The following is a 16245-nucleotide window of genomic DNA, read 5'->3' as shown; positions in this document are numbered from 1 at the left end:
GCGACACTGTCGTGCTCGCTGGCGAGATGGTCATCATTGGCGATTACTCCACCAAATCCTGCACCACCCAAGAGGCCTACCTGATGAAAAAGGCCACCAAGGTGCACCACATGCTGCTCATCAACGGCATGGCAGGAGACAGCTACATGATCGAGAACTACGACTTCTTGCAAGACGTCCTCGACAGAACCTCCATCGCGACAGGTACGGTCTCTGACGGTTGGAGCCGACATCTCAAAAACATCGAGGGCAGCCTGGGAGAAATCGATGCGCTCTACAAAAGCCATTTCTCCTCCGGGAAACTCCAGAACCGCGAGCTCTTCTTCCAGAAGCGCACCCTGCTGGAAGCCAAAATACAAAAACAGTTGAGCAGCTACGCCAGCACCGGCTCAGGCCTGGGCAAAAACACCCGCATCAAGGACCTGTTGGGATTGTCGACCAAAAGCTATGCAAAACACGGCGAGATCGCCCGCTACGCCGACACCGTGGCGGGCGTTGCAAAAGCGGCAACCATCATCAAACGAGGCGGATACATCGGCGTCGCGCTTGAAGTGGCGTCCACCTCGCTGGAGATCAGAGAGGCGTGTCTGGCCGGGGATGAGCGACAGTGCAGGAAGGTGCAGTATGTGGAGGGAGGGAAGTTGGTTGGTAGTTTGGGAGGGGGCAGCTTGGGGGGCGCAGTAGGGGCGCTCGCCGCCGCCGGACGCTGCGCCGCTGTATTTGGTCCGCCTACCGCAGGTATAGGTGCCGTAGCTTGCGTCGCTGTCGTCGGCGGATTCTCGGCATGGGGAGTCGGCGAGCTCGGGAGCGCCGGTGGAGGTTTCATTGGAGAAGTCTTATATGAGAACTCTCTATGATCGAGATAGGTGTTTTGGAGGTCACCACCATGTGCACGATTGCGGCTCAACCCATCGTGCTCATCTGGGTATCAATCGTGGCTCATAGGAATTTAGATAAGTTAGAGGAGATTTTTGCGGAGAGCGCATTAGTTGAACATAACCGAATAATGTTTGGCCGCTGGGGATTTCCAGGCAGGGTTGTACGGTGCGGGGCAATATTTATGGCTTGCATAAGGCCTGACTGGCACGCGGCAAAGGGGCTTGTTAAACAAGCCGACTTGTGCCGTATGACGAAAAGGATGAAGTTCACACTTTACCCTCCATTTATAGCGATGTTCATTGTCGTTATGGGGACGATTGTATGCGGCGGAATTATCCGTTGGGGCCAGAGGTAATGTATTAATCAGCTACGCCGGTATTGGTGGTGACCTGTCTTGACGATTTTCAGGTCGTAGCCTGCTGCCTCGAGCAAGCGGACAAATGCCGAAACGCTCATCTCGCCTTTGGCCTTGGTTTCCATACGAGCGACGGTTGAGTGAGACGCCGGCCCGCTCGGCTATTGCTCACTGGCTCAATTGAGCATCACGGCGGACCTGTTTGAGCATTTCGGAGCCATCGAACAGGGCAGACATTTGTAGCCCTCGGGCATCAAAAACAGAGATTGATGCCCGAACTGTAGCCCCCGAGACACAAGTTTTGAGTGCGGGCGTACCAGGACGGCTCCAAACCAGAGTGGTGTCGCGAGCAAGCTTGCTCCTGCGGCCTCCGGCCAGAATCAAAAGCAGAGTACGGTGAATGGTTATTCGGCGAGCAACTGTAGGAGCGCGCTTGCCCGCGAAGGCGATGGGTCAGGTAAATATCCGGTGACTGACACACCGCAATCGTGGGCAAGCGCGCGCCTACAGTGAGCGGCATCAATCCGCGAGCACATGCTCCAGAAACAGCTGCGCCGCAGTGGACAACGCCGCTCTGGACCTTACGCAGACGCTGAGTTCGCGGCTGGCCCAGTCTTCGTTCAAGGGCACGGCGGTCGCGCCGTCCATTTTGTAAATCTCCACGCTGCCGGCCGGCATGATGCCGATGCCGACGCCGGCCTGCACCATCAGGCACAGCGCGTCGTAGCTGGAGACTTCCATACGGATTTTCAGTGAGCGGCCCATGTCGTTGGCAGCTTTGATCAGTTGAAAGTTGAGGTGGGTGCCGCTGCGCAGGGTGACGTATTCGTGGTCGAGCGTCTCGTTGAAAGTGAGCGATTCGCGCCCGGCCAAGGGATGATCGTTGGACACCAGCAAGACCAGCCGGTCGGTGCGAAACGGGAAGACTTCGATGTCTGCGCCATGGGGCAGGCGTGTGAAGATGCCGATGTCGGCGCGGTTTTCTGCCACGGCTTTGGTGATCGCCAGGCTTTGCTGCTCTTCCAGGATGACGTTGATCAGCGGGTACAGCGCCATGAACGATTTGATCAGCGCCGGCATGAACTGCGTGATCGCCGAAATGTTCGCCAGCACGTGCACCGAGCCGCGCCGCCCATGGGAGTAATCGCGCATTTGCACGACGATTTCGTTGAGGTTGTTCAGCGCGCTGCGGGCCATGAACAGCAACGAGAGGCCGGCGTCGGTCGGGGTGATGCCTTTGTTGGTGCGGTTGAGCAGCTTCGAATCGAGCAGTTCTTCCAGCTCGCTGAGCCGTTTGCTCACTGCGGCCGCCGCGATGTGTTCACGTTTGGCGGCGGCAGCGATGGTGCCTTCTTCGACAACGCTGACGAAAAGGCGCAACGAGACGGGATCGAGCTTCATGTGAGGTACCGGGCGTGCTGGCCAGAATGGCCGCCATAGTACCTCGTCCCTCATCGACTCAGAACGCGCCGGACAGCAGATGACCGGCGTCCGGCACCTGAGCCTTGAGGCCCAATGTTTTCAGCATCTGGTAGACGGTCGCCGCCGACGCCGACAGCACCGGCTTGTCGAGACGGTCCTGTACGACCTGAATCGCGGGCAGCGAAGGCATCTGTACGCAGCACGACAGCACCACGCCATCGGCCTGACCGATGTTCAACTTGTCGGCGTGGGCCACCAGATTCATCGGGTCCAGACGACCGACTTCGAGGTTGTCGGACACTTCCAGGCTGATGGAGTCGACCACTTCGATACCGGCCGCTTCGATGTAGTCGATGACCTGTTGAGTCAGCGGCTTCATGTACGGGGTGATGATCGAGATCTTCTTGTAATCGAGCATGTTCAGGCTGTCGATCAATGCGCCTGCGGAACTCAGCACCGGCGCGGTCGACTTGTTGGACATGACGGTTTTGCCCAGACGGTCTTGGGAAACTTTGTGGTATCCCGCGCCCTGGCACATGATCGCCACCAGACAGGCGTAGGCCATGACGTCAACGCGTGCATCGCTCAGTTCCAGCGCGCAACGGTCACTGTCGATGTCCATCTTTTTCAGCTCTTCGGGGCTGACGTGCATCATGCGCATGCGCGACGAGTGAAACGTGAAGCGCTCCTCCGGAAACAGCGAGTACCGCGAGGTCAGCATCGCCGGAATCTCGGTTTCCATGGTGGTGTTGGAGCTTGGGACGATCTGGCCGATTCGAAACTGTTTCATGGGCTCTCCTTTCATGTCGCCAATGGCGAGGGGTCATGTGCGACCGATGTTAGGAGTGAGCGGAACAGGCGTATATCAGGCATTGGCGAGCTTGCCATCGCGGATGGCGATGGCTGCGGGGAGAGCACTGGATGTCAGCGACAGGCGCGCGCTTGATCCGGGCGCACGCCTGTAGGTCCGACATCACGCTTGTGAAAGCTGACCGGTCGGCTGAGCCGTATCGGCTTTGTGATTACCCAGCATCGCCTTGGGAATCGACAGAATCAGCCCGGCGCTGACAAACAGGCACGCGCCCAGCACGTAGGTGCCGTTGTTGATGTTGCCGGTCAGGTTCTCGGCCACGGCGGTGATCATCGAGCCGGTGAACCCGGAGAGGTTGCCGATGGCGTTGATCATGCCTATGCCCGCCGCTGCCGCCACGCCAGACAACACGGTGCCTGGCAGCGTCCAGTAGATCGGCATCAGGCTCAGCACGCCGGAGGCGGAAACGCTGAGAAAGACGATCGACAGCACCACGTTGTTGGCGAAGTACGCACTGAGGATCAGGCCGATGCCACCAATGATCGCCGGAATCGCCGCGTGCAGACGACGCTCGCCGGTCTTGTTCGAGTGCCGTGCATTGAGGGTCATGGCGATGACGGCGATGCCGTACGGGATGGCGGTCAGCAGGCCGATGTCCAGAGGATTGGAAACCCCTGCGCTCTTGATGATCGACGGCATCCAGAACGCCAGGCCATAGAACCCGGTGTTGAACGTCAGCAGGATCAACACCAGCAGCCAAACGCGGCCATTGAAAAACACCTCGCGCAGGTTCGACGCCTTGCCCTTGTTGTCGGTCTGCAGATTGGCCTTGAGCATGGCTTTTTCTTCAGGCGACAGCCATTTGGCCGCGTCGATATTGTTGGCCATGAACGCCAGCACCACGAAGGCCATGATCACCGAGGGAATGCCCTCAATGATCAACAGCCATTGCCAGCCGGCCATGCCCTGCACGCCTTGCATTCGGGTCATCAGCCAGCCGGAAACCACACCGCCCAGCGTCAGGCTGATCGGCATCGCCATCAGGAATCCAGACATGACGCGGCTTTGACGGCGGGTCGGAAACCAGTAGTTGAGGTAAAGAATCACGCCCGGAAAGAACCCTGCTTCACAGATGCCGAGCAGAAAGCGCAGCACATAGAACATGGTTTCGGATTCGACGTGAAAGAACTTCGCCAGCGGCACGGTGAAGGCGACGGCCATGGAGACGATGGCCCAACTGAGCATGATCCGGGCGATCCAGAAGCGCGCGCCAAAGCGATGCAGCAACAGGTTGCTTGGCACCTCGAAGATGAAATAACCCCAGAAAAAGATGCTCGCGCCCAGGGCATAGACCGTGTTGCTGAATTGCAGGTCGTTGAGCATGTCCAGCTTGGCAAAGCCGATGTTCACGCGGTCCAGGTAGGCGGCCATGTAACACAGCAGCAGAACGGGAAGGATGCGCAGGATGACTTTGCGGTAGGTGCGGTCTTCAAAGCTGGCTTGCCCGGCACCCGAAGGCTCGGGCAGGCGATGGGAAACGGTTTCCATGGTGGGACCTCCAGGCACATGGATGCGCCTGTATTGTTTTTATGAGGGTCGAAACACGGAGCGATGTTACCGATAACAGATTGGACTGACTACCGTAAATACGGGGCCGGACAATGACATGTTTCCATTGATTGATAACGTGGGGTTATCGAAATGCTGCGGCAGGCAGCGTTACTGTGAGCTTGGCTATAGCGGTGTATCAAAAATATGACCGCAATTAGACAAATCACCGACGTGCCACCTGCGAATTGGCCAGCAGAATCTCGGCAAATTCCGACGCAGCCCCGAGCAATGGCTCTCCGCGACGGGTCAGTATTCCGTAATCCTGCGGCGCGAGTTTCAGGGGAGTGTTGAGCACCGTGAGCAATCCGGTTTCCAGATGCGGCTGCGCCATGGAGGCCGGCAGCATGGCAATCATCGGCCCGGACTGAAGCACCTGGAGGAAGGTTTGCATGGAGATGGTGTCGATGGTGTTTTTGGGCGTTGCGATACCGGCTTGCGCAAACGCCTGCTCCATGCGCGCCCGAATGGGCGTACCGACCGGATAAAGAATCCACGGCCACTTGCCCAGTTCCTGCAACGGCGTCTCCTCCAGCGCCGTCAGCGGGTGGCGGCTGTTGACCACCATGCAGAACGGCTCGGGCGCCAGCGGCTGGAAGTCATACACCTGCTGCTGGCTTTCGTCCGTGTAACGCGCCACGGCCAGGTCGAGCTTTTTGTCGTCGAGCATTTCCATCAGGTGGTCACTGGTCTGCTCGACCACTTCGATGGACAGCAGCGGCCAGCGCTTTTTCAGCTGAACGATCGCATCGGGCAAAACCACCGCCGTCGCTGCGAAGATCGCACCGACCTTGAGGAACCCGTGTCCGCCCTCGCGCAGGCTGCTGATCTGGTCGACAAACTTGCTCGCATCGTTCAGCGCGATCTGCGCATAACGCACGACATGCTCACCCAACGCGGTCGGCGGCATGTTGCGTGGCAGGCGTTCGAACAGATCGAAGCCCAGCAGGCGTTCGATCTCACGCAACATCTTGCTGACGGCTGGCTGACTCAGGTTCATGTGTTGGGCGGCAGCGTGCATGTTACGGGTCCGCGCCAAGGTATCGATCAGCACCAGGTGCTTGAACTTCAGCCAGTTGCAGACCGTGGAAAAGGAAATGTCGGACATGAAAGCAGCCTCGATTCGCGATAACCCAGTGTTATCGATAATTGAGCAGATGTCATTGGAGTTTATCGGCGGCGCTGATTAGGGTCGGTACGAAAAGCACAAAAATATCCGAGGACTGCCCCATGCCTATTCAGCTCACCCCCGAAAACACACTGCCCGCCGATGGCCTGACCGGCACGTTGATCGGCCGCGCCTGGGTGCCCGGCAACGTCAGCGGGCCTTCGCCCGTCGTCTTGCGCCGCGACGGGGTGTTCGATCTGTCGGCGAAATTCGCGACGTTGAGCGAGCTGCTGGAGTCAGAGTCACCACTCAAAGCGGTGCGTGAAACCCAAGGCACGTTAATTGCCAGCGTTGAAGACCTGCTGGCCAACTCGACCTCAAACCCTGACACCCACAAACCGTTCCTGCTGGCGCCCGCCGACTTGCAGGTCATCAAAGCCGCTGGCGTGACCTTCGCCGCGAGCATGATCGAACGGGTGATCGAAGAGCAGGCCGCAGGCGATCCCGCCAAGGCAGAAAGCGTGCGGGCCATCGTGCACAACGCCATCGGTGACAACTTGCGCAGTATCAAGCCAGGCTCCGAACAGGCGAGCAAGCTCAAAGCGCTGCTGATCGAGCAGAAGATGTGGTCGCAGTACCTGGAAGTCGGCATCGGTCCGGACGCCGAAATTTTCACCAAGGCGCCTGTGCTCGCCGCCGTGGGCAGCGGTAGCCAAATCGGCATCCATCCTAAATCGGAATGGAACAACCCCGAGCCGGAAGTGGTGTTGGCGGTCAACAGCCGTGGTCAGATTCACGGCGCAACGCTGGGCAACGACGTCAACCTGCGGGACTTCGAGGGCCGCAGCGCGTTGCTGCTGAGCAAGGCGAAAGACAACAACGCGTCGTGCGCTATCGGCCCGTTCATTCGCCTGTTCGACGAGACCTTCTCGATGGACGACGTGCGCAACTGCGTGGTCGATCTACAGGTGAAAGGCAATGACGGTTACGTGATGAAAGGCTCCAGCTCGATGTCGCAGATCAGCCGGGACCCGGAAGACCTCGCCGCGCAAACGCTGAACGCCAACCATCAATATCCTGATGGCTTCCTGCTGTATCTGGGCACGCTCTTCGCTCCGACCGAAGACCGCGATCATGTGGGCGGTGGGTTCACGCACAAACTCGGGGATCAGGTCAGCATCAGCAGCCGCCTGCTCGGCGGCCTGCACAATGAAGTGACTCACAGCAGCCGGGCGACACCCTGGACGTTTGGCGTCGGTGCGCTGATTCGCAACCTCGCGGCGCGGGGTTTGCTTTCGCGCTGAAGCCCGCTTTCCTGATCATGAAAAACCTGTAGGAGCGCGCTTGCCCGCGATATCGGTCTGTCAGCCAAGAATGTGCTGACAGGCAGATCTCAATGATCGGATGCCGCCCATCGCAAGCTTCCTCCCACAGAATCCGCGCCGGCCAACCCATTGATCCATCCTGAACCTTGGCGGTTTACAAAAGAGCTTTTCGAGCTCAATGTTACCGATAACAGATCCTGGCAATACCCCTAATTCCAAGAGAGACCCGAACCATGTCCGATACGCCCAAACGCCCCCTGCGCAGCCAGCAATGGTTCGACGATCCCGATCACGCCGACATGACGGCGCTCTACGTCGAGCGCTACATGAACTACGGCCTGACCCGTGAAGAGCTGCAATCCGGCCGCCCGATCATCGGTATCGCCCAGACCGGCAGCGACCTTGCGCCGTGCAATCGCCATCACCTGGAACTGGCACAGCGCGTCAAGGCCGGGATTCGTGACGCAGGCGGGATTCCGATGGAGTTTCCGGTGCATCCCATGGCCGAGCAAACCCGTCGCCCCACCGCCGCGCTGGACCGAAATCTCGCCTACCTGGGTCTGGTGGAAATCCTTCACGGCTACCCGCTCGATGGCGTGGTGCTGACCACCGGTTGCGACAAAACCACCCCCGCCTGCCTGATGGCTGCCGCCACGACCGACCTGCCCGCCATTGTGCTGTCTGGCGGACCCATGCTCGACGGTCGCCACAAAGGGGAATTGATCGGCTCCGGCACTGTGCTCTGGCATGCGCGCAATCTGCTGTCGGCCGGCGAAATCAACTACGAAGGCTTCATGGAAATGACCACGGCCGCTTCCCCCTCGGTCGGTCACTGCAACACCATGGGCACGGCGCTTTCGATGAACGCCCTGGCCGAAGCCCTCGGCATGTCGTTACCGGGTTGTGCGAGCATTCCAGCAGCGTACCGTGAGCGCGGCCAGATGGCCTACATGACCGGCAAACGCATCTGCGATCTGGTGCGCGAAGATGTCCGTCCCTCACAGATCATGACCCGCGAGGCGTTCGAAAACGCGATTGCCGTGGCGTCCGCCTTGGGCGCGTCCAGCAACTGCCCTCCCCACCTGATCGCCATCGCCCGGCACATGGGCGTCGAACTGAGCCTGGATGACTGGCAGCGTATCGGCGAAGACGTACCGCTACTGGTCAACTGCATGCCCGCCGGTAAATACCTGGGCGAAGGCTTTCACCGCGCGGGCGGCGTTCCGGCCGTAATGCACGAACTGCAGAAAGCCGGCAAGTTGCATGAAGACTGCGGCACGGTGTCCGGCAAAACCATCGGCGACATCGTGCGCAATGCCGTCGCTCACGACGCGGATGTCATTCGTCCTTATGAGGATCCGCTCAAGCACCGCGCGGGGTTCATCGTGCTCAGCGGCAACTTCTTCGACAGCGCGATCATGAAGATGTCGGTGGTCGGCGAAGCCTTCCGCAAAACCTACCTGTCCGAACCGGGCGCCGAAAACAGCTTCGAGGCCCGAGCCATCGTGTTCGAAGGCCCTGAGGACTATCACGCGCGCATCAACGACCCGTCGCTGGACATCGACGAGCGTTGCATTCTGGTGATTCGCGGCGCAGGCACGGTCGGGTATCCGGGCAGCGCAGAGGTGGTGAACATGGCGCCACCGGCCGAGCTGATCAAACGCGGCGTCGATTCGTTGCCGTGCCTGGGCGACGGTCGTCAGAGCGGCACGTCCGCGAGCCCTTCGATCCTCAACATGTCGCCTGAAGCGGCGGTCGGCGGTGGCCTCGCGTTGCTGAAAACCAATGACCGTCTGCGCGTGGACCTGAACAACCGCAGCGTCAACGTGCTGGTCAGCGACGAAGAAATGGCCGAGCGTAGGGCGCAGTTCGAACCAAAAATGCCCGCGTCGCAAACGCCTTGGCAGGAACTGTATCGCCAGTTGGTCGGGCAGTTATCCACAGGCGGCTGCCTGGAGCCGGCCACGCTGCATCTTCGCGTGATCGCACGCAGTGGCGAGCCACGGCATTCGCATTGAGGGCTCGCCGAATACCGTGTAGGAGCGCGCTTGCCCGCGAAAAATATTCCGGCAAGCGCTCTTCGATGAGTTCACCGACGCAATCGCGGGCAAGCGCGCTCCTACAGGTCATCACGTGGCTCACAAAAGCTTCGGCAAGCCCTTCTCCATGTCGACGAACCGGCTCTTGAGCATCGAATGCAGCTGCTGCACCGCCGGGGAAAACTGCTTGCGGTGCGGATAGACCAAATTCAGCGGTGCAGGTTCGCCCGGATAATCCGGCAGCAGCAATTCCAGCCGCCCTGCCAGCACGTCATCTCGCACATCCACCCACGATTTATACGCGATGCCCTCGCCCGCCACGGCCCAGCGGCGGACCAGATCGGCATCGTCCGTGAGCAAAGGCCCCGACACGGTAAATACGCGCCCGCCCACCGGCCACTTGTCGTAGATGCGGCCGTTGAGGATGTACAGCAGACAGTCGTGCCGAAGGAGATCGTCCGACGTCAGCGGTCGCCCTTTACGCGCCAGATAGTCGGGCGACGCCACCAGCACCCGACGGTTGTAAGGCGCGAGCGGGAGGGCGATGTAGTTGGCGTCCTCGATGACGCCACTGCGAATGGCCACGTCCACAGGATCGCGAAACATGTCTGCCACCTGGTCCGAGACGAACAATCGCAGGTTCAGGGCAGGGTGCTGCCGGCGAAAATCCGTCATCCAGCCCAGCAAAACGTTACGCCCCAGATCCGACGGTGCCGCCACTTGAAGCGTGCCGCTCAGCGCAGCGCTCTCACGCCGCAGCTTTTCGCGGCCCTCGCTCAAGGTGTCGAGGACAGCCTGTGCGGTCGGCAAATACTGCTCACCCTCGGCGGTCAGACGCAGGCTGCGCGTGGAGCGCGCGAACAACCGGACATCCAGCTCACGCTCCAGTCGTTTGATCGCCGCCGCCACCTGTCCCGGCAGCAGATCGACCTCACGGGCCGCATTGGAAAAGCTGCCCAGTGCGGCGGTGCGGACGAACAACGACAGGTCATCGATGCGGATCATTTTCACTCCAGCTGTGAAAGTGTTGGCGCATTGTGCGGGTTTTTCTTGTCGGTAGAGAAGAACAAGATAGACGCCACTTCACATCCTTTGTCTTCAAGAGAGAACGCCATGAAAGCCATCGCTTTTACCCAGCACGGTCTGCCCATCGAAGATCCGAAATCGCTGATGGACATGGACCTGCCTAAACCCACGCCCGGCCCACGAGACCTGTTGGTTGAGGTCCACGCCATTTCGGTGAACCCGGTGGACACCAAGGTCCGCGCAGGCAATGCGGCCACCGAACCTAAAGTGGTGGGTTGGGACGCGGTCGGGATCGTTCGTGAAACCGGCCCTGAGGTCACACTGTTCAAGGCCGGTGACGAGGTGTTCTATGCCGGCTCCATCGCCCGTCCGGGCAACTACAGCGAATTTCATCTGGTGGACGAGCGCATCGTCGGCCGCAAACCGACGTCCCTCGACAACGCCCATGCGGCCGCACTGCCACTGACGTCCATCACCGCGTGGGAGCTGTTGTTTGACCGATTGGGCGTGCAGGAAGGCGGTGGCGAAGGCGACAGCCTGTTGATCATCGGCGCCGGCGGCGGCGTGGGGTCGATTCTGGTTCAACTCGCTCGACAACTGACGAAGTTGACCGTCATCGGCACCGCGTCTCGCCCGGAAACCCGCGAATGGGTCAAAGACCTCGGCGCGCATCACGTGATCGATCACAGCCAGCCGCTGGTGGAGCAACTGGAAAAAATCGGCGTCGGCCAGGTCAGCCATGTCGCCAGCCTCACTCACACCGACAGCTACTTCACGCAACTGATCGAAGCCCTGCGTCCACAAGGCCAACTGGCGCTGATCGACGACCCGAAAACCCTCGACGTCGTCCCCATGAAACGCAAGGCGCTGTCGCTGCACTGGGAACTGATGTTCACCCGCTCGCTTTACGAGACCCCGGACATGATCGCCCAGCACGAACTGCTCAACCGCGTTTCGGCGCTGATCGACCAAGGCGTGTTGAAGACCACGCTTGGCGAACACTTTGGCGTCATCAACGCTGAAAACCTGCGCCGCGCTCACGCCGTGATCGAGAGCGGCAAGGCTCGCGGCAAGATCGTCCTCGAAGGTTTCTAACCCTCATTGCAATTGTTCGGTCGGCGGGGCGTGTGTGAAGATCGCGCCGCGCCGGCCTCGACGCCTGTGAATCCAGGCTGCCATCTTTTTTTGATCGGGAAAACACCATGCAACTCACCGCACTCGCCAAATCCCGCTACACCACCAAGGCCTATGACAACAGCCGCAAGATCCCGCAGGAAACCATCGACACCCTGCTCGATCAGCTGCGCCACAGCCCGTCTTCGGTGAACTCGCAGCCGTGGCATTTCGTTATCGCCTCCGACGAACAAGGCAAGGCGCGCGTGGCCAAGGGCGCAGAAGGTGGTTTCGTGTACAACGAAACCAAGATCCTCAATGCGTCGCACGTGATCGTCCTGTGCACCCGCACCGAGATGACCGAAGCGCATCTGCAGGCCTTGCTCGCGCAGGAAGAGCTCGACGGTCGTTTCCACAATGCCGACGCCAAGGCCGGCCAGGACAACAGCCGTCGTGGCTATGTGAACCTGCACAAGTACGATCAGAAAGACCTGCAGCACTGGATGGAAAAGCAGACCTATCTGGCACTGGGCACACTGTTGCTGGGCGCCGCATCGCTCGGTGTGGATGCCACGCCGATGGAAGGTTTCGACTTCAAGAAGCTCGACGCAGAACTGGGCCTGCGCGAGAAAGGCTTCACCAGTCTGGTGGTGGTTGCGCTGGGCTATCGCAGCGAAACCGACTTCAACGCCAAACTGCCGAAGTCGCGCCTGCCGGCTGAGACGGTGTTTACCTTTCTGTAATTACCGCCCGCGCAGACACTCTCTGTAGAAGCACCCTTGCCCGCAAAAAATACATCCGCCCATAAAGATGTATTGCCTGTACCTCACCTTCGCGGGCAAGCGCGCTTCTACCGATACCGACCTGGCTCCAGGCGCCAGTCAGCACCTCTCATTTGCCCCGATGCCCTCGCTCTGCTAGTGTCGCGCCCGTTTAATGTCTACCGGGATAGCCGCCATGGCCCGCAAGAAAGCTGCACTGGATTTCGAACAGTCCCTTACGGATTTGCAAACGCTGGTCGAGCGTCTGGAGAACGGCGAGCTGTCGCTGGAAGATTCGTTGACCGCCTTTGAACAGGGCATCCGCCTGACACGCGAGTGCCAGAGTGCGCTGGCCCAGGCCGAGCAGAAGGTCCAGGTGTTGCTGGAACGCGACGGCGAACTGGCAGAGGAACCCTTCGACGCGGAACAGCCAGAATGATTGCCGAGTATCAGGCGCTCAGTCAGGCTCGCGTCAATGCCGCGCTGGAGAGCCTGTTCGATGCCCCGGCGCCTGAACTGAAGCGCCTTTACGACGCGATGCGTTACAGCGTCACCAATGGTGGCAAACGAGTCCGTCCGCTGTTGGTCTACGCGGCCTGTGAAGCCCTGGGCGGCCTCGCTGAAACGGCCAACGGCGCGGCCTGCGCCGTCGAGCTGATTCACGCTTACTCGCTGGTACACGACGATTTGCCTGCGATGGACGACGACGATCTGCGCCGCGGCCTGCCGACGACACACAAAGCATTCGATGAAGCCTGTGCCATCCTCGCCGGTGACGGCCTGCAAAGCCTGGCGTTCAGCGTGCTGACCGACAGCACGCTGACCCCGCAGGATGCCGATACCCGCCTGAAAATGGTCGCCACCCTCGCCCACGCCGCAGGCCCAGCAGGCATGGTCGGAGGACAGGCTATCGATCTGGGCTCGGTCGGCCTGAAACTCGACCAGAAGGCGCTGGAATTCATGCACCGGCACAAGACCGGCGCGCTGATCGAGGCCAGCGTCAGACTCGGCGCGCTGGCCAGCGGTCATGCCAGCCCGGACCGGCTGAACGCGCTGCAGATTTACGCTCGCGCCATCGGTCTGGCGTTCCAGGTTCAAGACGATATTCTCGACGTCGAAAGCGATACGGCAACGCTCGGCAAACGCCAGGGCGCCGACATTGCACGCGACAAGCCGACCTACCCTGCGCTGCTGGGGCTGGACGAAGCCAAGCTTTACGCACTGGAGCTGCGTGATCAGGCGCTGGTTGCGTTGCGACCTTTCGACGCGGCCGCCGAGCCTTTGCGGGCGCTGGCGCGTTACATCGTCGAACGCCGTAACTGATCCCCGTCTCCCTTGCGTTGGTACTGTTACCCGTAAACCGCTGGTCTGCGATCCATGGACACCCCGCAGATTTTCACGAGTGGACGGACTTTTCGCGGGCAAGCGCGCTCCTACATCGGTACGGACCATTTGAAGACCTGAGCATCCCGTTGCTGTCTTGCGTGCGCAGCTCGCGATGCATCAGGTAAACTGCCGCCTCTTTTACTTATAACGATTCGCCTGATGCCCACGACGTTCAAAGAGATTCCCCGCGAGCGCCCGTCCACGCCTCTGCTCGACACGGCAGCGACGCCGGATGGCCTGCGCCGGTTAGGTGAAGCAGAGCTTGAAGCCCTGGCTGATGAACTGCGCCTGGAGCTGCTCTATACCGTTGGCCAGACCGGCGGCCACTTCGGTGCCGGCCTTGGCGTCATCGAGCTGACCGTTGCGCTGCATTACGTCTTCGATACCCCCGATGACCGGCTGGTCTGGGACGTCGGTCATCAGGCGTATCCGCACAAGATCCTCACCGGTCGTCGTGAAAAGATGTCGACCTTGCGCCAGAAAGGCGGCGTGGCCGCTTTCCCGCGTCGCAGCGAGAGCGAGTACGACACCTTCGGCGTCGGCCACTCCAGCACCTCCATCAGTGCAGCGCTGGGCATGGCCATCGCCTCTCGCCTGCAAGGCAGCGAGCGCAAGTCGATCGCCGTCATCGGTGACGGAGCCCTGACCGCAGGCATGGCCTTCGAGGCCTTGAACCACGCGCCTGAAGTCAACGCCGACATGCTGGTGATCCTCAACGACAACGACATGTCGATCTCGCGCAACGTCGGCGGGCTGTCGAATTACCTGGCGAAGATCCTCTCCAGCCGCACCTACGCGAGCATGCGCGAAGGCAGCAAGAAAGTGCTGTCGCGCCTGCCCGGCGCTTGGGAAATCGCCCGTCGCACCGAGGAATACGCCAAAGGCATGCTGGTCCCCGGCACGCTGTTTGAGGAACTGGGCTGGAACTACATCGGCCCTATCGACGGTCATGACCTGCCGACGCTGATCGCGACCCTGCGTAACATGCGCGATCTCAAGGGACCGCAGTTCCTGCACGTGGTCACCAAAAAAGGCAAGGGTTTCGCCCCGGCCGAAGTCGACCCGATCGGCTATCACGCCATCACCAAGCTCGACCCGCTGGATGCGCCGGTGGCTGCACCGAAAAAAGTCAGCGGACCGAAGTATTCCGGTGTGTTCGGTCAGTGGCTGTGCGACATGGCCGATGCCGACGAACGCCTGGTCGGTATCACCCCGGCGATGAAGGAAGGTTCTGATCTGGTGGCGTTCAGCGAACGCTATCCGGACCGCTACTTCGATGTCGCCATCGCCGAGCAACACGCGGTGACGCTGGCTGCGGGCATGGCTTGCGAAGGCGCGAAGCCGGTCGTTGCGATCTACTCGACGTTCCTGCAGCGCGGCTACGACCAACTGATTCACGACGTTGCGGTGCAGAACCTCGACGTGCTGTTCGCCATCGACCGCGCGGGTCTGGTGGGTGAAGACGGTCCGACTCACGCGGGCAGCTTCGACCTGTCGTATCTGCGCTGCATCCCGGGCATGCTGGTGATGACCCCCAGCGACGAAAACGAACTGCGCAAAATGCTGACCACCGGCCACCTGTTCAACGGTCCGGCTGCCGTGCGTTACCCGCGTGGCACGGGGCCGAACGCCGTGATCGAAAGCGCGCTGGAGCCACTGGAAATCGGCAAGGGCATTGTTCGCCGTCAAGGCAGCAAGGTCGCGATGCTGGTGTTCGGCGTGCAACTGGCCGAGGCCATGAAGGTCGCTGAAAAGCTCGACGCGACCGTGGTCGACATGCGTTTCGTCAAACCGCTGGATGAGTCGATGGTGCGTGTCATGGCTGCCAGTCACGACCTGCTGGTGACCCTCGAAGAGAACGCCATCATGGGCGGAGCAGGCTCGGCCGTCAGCGAGTTCCTGGCACGTGAAAACATCCTCAAGTCTGTGCTTCATCTCGGCTTGCCGGACGTTTACGTCGAGCATGCCAAGCCTGCGCAGATGCTCGCGGAATGCGGGCTGGATGCGGACGGGATTGAAGCGTCGATCAATGAGCGTTTGCAGAAAATCCAGAACGCCTGACAGCTCCTCTGATCATTCCCACGCTCTGCGTCACTAGTGTCCGGTAAATATGTTTCATAGTTGAAGGCTGCCCTGAGCAGCCTTCAACTGATCCTGTTCCTGTCGTCGTCGGTCTTTGAATTCCTGGGTAGCAGGCCGTTCATGCAAGGCATAAGCGATACGAACCGTCAGCTCAAACAACGAGCCCTGAAACCCTGAGCGGCGGTGGAACAGGTGCAACAACAGATAGCTGATCAAGGCGCTGTAGATCTGCAGGCGCACGGCGTTTTCGGAGAAGGCATAGAAGCGTTTGAGTTTCAGATGTTGCTTGATCCACTTGAAAAACAGCTCGATCCTCCAGCGATCTTTGTA

At 60.2% G+C, this 16245-nt stretch carries 14 protein-coding genes; 8 read left to right on the top strand and 6 right to left on the bottom strand.

Annotation, left to right across the window (positions count from 1 at the left end):
• Positions 1-857: hypothetical protein (locus BMY73_RS28400; protein WP_175500252.1), on the top strand; the 857-nt coding region annotated here is incomplete at its 5' end.
• A gap of 896 nt (positions 858-1753) precedes the next feature.
• Here the strand turns inward: BMY73_RS28400 and BMY73_RS27060 are convergent.
• The 4 genes from BMY73_RS27060 to BMY73_RS27045 all read right to left on the bottom strand — a co-directional run bounded on the left by BMY73_RS27060 (position 1754) and on the right by BMY73_RS27045 (position 6183).
• Complete coding sequence (locus BMY73_RS27060; RefSeq protein WP_092410960.1) at positions 1754-2635, bottom strand: LysR family transcriptional regulator; 882 nt, start codon at positions 2633-2635, stop codon at positions 1754-1756.
• Between the two features lie 58 nt (positions 2636-2693).
• Positions 2694-3446: a maleate cis-trans isomerase family protein gene (locus BMY73_RS27055; protein WP_092410958.1), complete on the bottom strand. Its 753-nt coding sequence runs from the start codon at positions 3444-3446 to the stop codon at positions 2694-2696.
• Between the two features lie 183 nt (positions 3447-3629).
• The gene (locus tag BMY73_RS27050) at positions 3630-5015 is read right to left on the bottom strand and encodes an MFS transporter (protein ID WP_092410956.1); all 1386 of its coding nucleotides are present in this window, start codon (positions 5013-5015) and stop codon (positions 3630-3632) included.
• A 226-nt stretch (positions 5016-5241) separates the two neighbouring features.
• The gene (locus BMY73_RS27045; protein ID WP_092410954.1) at positions 5242-6183 is read right to left on the bottom strand and encodes a LysR family transcriptional regulator; all 942 of its coding nucleotides are present in this window, start codon (positions 6181-6183) and stop codon (positions 5242-5244) included.
• Positions 6184-6305: 122 nt separating this feature from the next.
• Between BMY73_RS27045 and BMY73_RS27040 the strand changes: the two genes are divergently transcribed.
• Positions 6306-7487: a fumarylacetoacetate hydrolase family protein gene (locus tag BMY73_RS27040; RefSeq protein ID WP_062384777.1), complete on the top strand. Its 1182-nt coding sequence runs from the start codon at positions 6306-6308 to the stop codon at positions 7485-7487.
• Between the two features lie 254 nt (positions 7488-7741).
• Positions 7742-9526 (top strand): IlvD/Edd family dehydratase, encoded by a 1785-nt coding sequence (locus BMY73_RS27035; protein ID WP_092410952.1) that lies wholly within the window; start codon positions 7742-7744, stop codon positions 9524-9526.
• 120 nt (positions 9527-9646) lie between these two features.
• Here BMY73_RS27035 and BMY73_RS27030 read toward each other — a convergent pair whose 3' ends face one another.
• Complete coding sequence (locus BMY73_RS27030; protein ID WP_092410950.1) at positions 9647-10552, bottom strand: LysR family transcriptional regulator; 906 nt, start codon at positions 10550-10552, stop codon at positions 9647-9649.
• Between the two features lie 108 nt (positions 10553-10660).
• Here BMY73_RS27030 and BMY73_RS27025 point away from each other — a divergent pair, with 108 nt between their 5' ends.
• From BMY73_RS27025 to dxs, 5 genes are all read left to right on the top strand, one after another.
• Positions 10661-11668 carry a zinc-binding alcohol dehydrogenase family protein gene (locus tag BMY73_RS27025; protein ID WP_092410948.1) on the top strand — a complete coding sequence of 336 codons (1008 nt, stop codon included), beginning with the start codon at positions 10661-10663 and terminating at the stop codon, positions 11666-11668.
• A gap of 107 nt (positions 11669-11775) precedes the next feature.
• Positions 11776-12429: an oxygen-insensitive NAD(P)H nitroreductase gene (nfsB, locus tag BMY73_RS27020; protein WP_062384766.1), complete on the top strand. Its 654-nt coding sequence runs from the start codon at positions 11776-11778 to the stop codon at positions 12427-12429.
• Between the two features lie 214 nt (positions 12430-12643).
• The gene (locus tag BMY73_RS27015) at positions 12644-12886 is read left to right on the top strand and encodes an exodeoxyribonuclease VII small subunit (protein ID WP_062384761.1); all 243 of its coding nucleotides are present in this window, start codon (positions 12644-12646) and stop codon (positions 12884-12886) included.
• Complete coding sequence (gene ispA, locus BMY73_RS27010) at positions 12883-13770, top strand: (2E,6E)-farnesyl diphosphate synthase (RefSeq protein ID WP_092410946.1); 888 nt, start codon at positions 12883-12885, stop codon at positions 13768-13770. The genes BMY73_RS27015 and ispA overlap by 4 nt, the downstream gene beginning before the upstream one ends.
• Positions 13771-13992: 222 nt before the next feature.
• Complete coding sequence (gene dxs / locus BMY73_RS27005; RefSeq protein ID WP_092410944.1) at positions 13993-15894, top strand: 1-deoxy-D-xylulose-5-phosphate synthase; 1902 nt, start codon at positions 13993-13995, stop codon at positions 15892-15894.
• Between the two features lie 54 nt (positions 15895-15948).
• Here dxs and BMY73_RS27000 read toward each other — a convergent pair.
• Positions 15949-16245 (bottom strand): transposase (locus BMY73_RS27000; protein ID WP_139214279.1); only part of this gene is annotated, 297 nt, incomplete at its 5' end.

Origin of the sequence: Pseudomonas sp. NFACC02 (assembly GCF_900110765.1) — a bacterium.
Classification (GTDB): Bacteria; Pseudomonadota; Gammaproteobacteria; order Pseudomonadales; family Pseudomonadaceae; genus Aquipseudomonas.
Note: the sequence above shows the minus strand (reverse complement) of the source record. Positions and strands in the feature narration are given on the sequence as shown.

Excerpts from the sequence above, each read along its gene's own strand:
- BMY73_RS27045 (WP_092410954.1), bottom strand. The coding sequence starts at position 6,183 with ATGTCCGACATTTCCTTTTCCACGGTCTGCAACTGGCTGAAGTTCAAG.
- nfsB (WP_062384766.1), top strand. The coding sequence starts at position 11,776 with ATGCAACTCACCGCACTCGCCAAATCCCGCTACACCACCAAGGCCTAT.
- BMY73_RS27015 (WP_062384761.1), top strand. The coding sequence starts at position 12,644 with ATGGCCCGCAAGAAAGCTGCACTGGATTTCGAACAGTCCCTTACGGAT.
- dxs (WP_092410944.1), top strand. The coding sequence starts at position 13,993 with ATGCCCACGACGTTCAAAGAGATTCCCCGCGAGCGCCCGTCCACGCCT.
- BMY73_RS27050 (WP_092410956.1), bottom strand. The coding sequence starts at position 5,015 with ATGGAAACCGTTTCCCATCGCCTGCCCGAGCCTTCGGGTGCCGGGCAA.
- BMY73_RS27055 (WP_092410958.1), bottom strand. The coding sequence starts at position 3,446 with ATGAAACAGTTTCGAATCGGCCAGATCGTCCCAAGCTCCAACACCACC.
- BMY73_RS27060 (WP_092410960.1), bottom strand. The coding sequence starts at position 2,635 with ATGAAGCTCGATCCCGTCTCGTTGCGCCTTTTCGTCAGCGTTGTCGAA.
- BMY73_RS27040 (WP_062384777.1), top strand. The coding sequence starts at position 6,306 with ATGCCTATTCAGCTCACCCCCGAAAACACACTGCCCGCCGATGGCCTG.
- BMY73_RS27035 (WP_092410952.1), top strand. The coding sequence starts at position 7,742 with ATGTCCGATACGCCCAAACGCCCCCTGCGCAGCCAGCAATGGTTCGAC.
- BMY73_RS27030 (WP_092410950.1), bottom strand. The coding sequence starts at position 10,552 with ATGATCCGCATCGATGACCTGTCGTTGTTCGTCCGCACCGCCGCACTG.
- ispA (WP_092410946.1), top strand. The coding sequence starts at position 12,883 with ATGATTGCCGAGTATCAGGCGCTCAGTCAGGCTCGCGTCAATGCCGCG.
- BMY73_RS27025 (WP_092410948.1), top strand. The coding sequence starts at position 10,661 with ATGAAAGCCATCGCTTTTACCCAGCACGGTCTGCCCATCGAAGATCCG.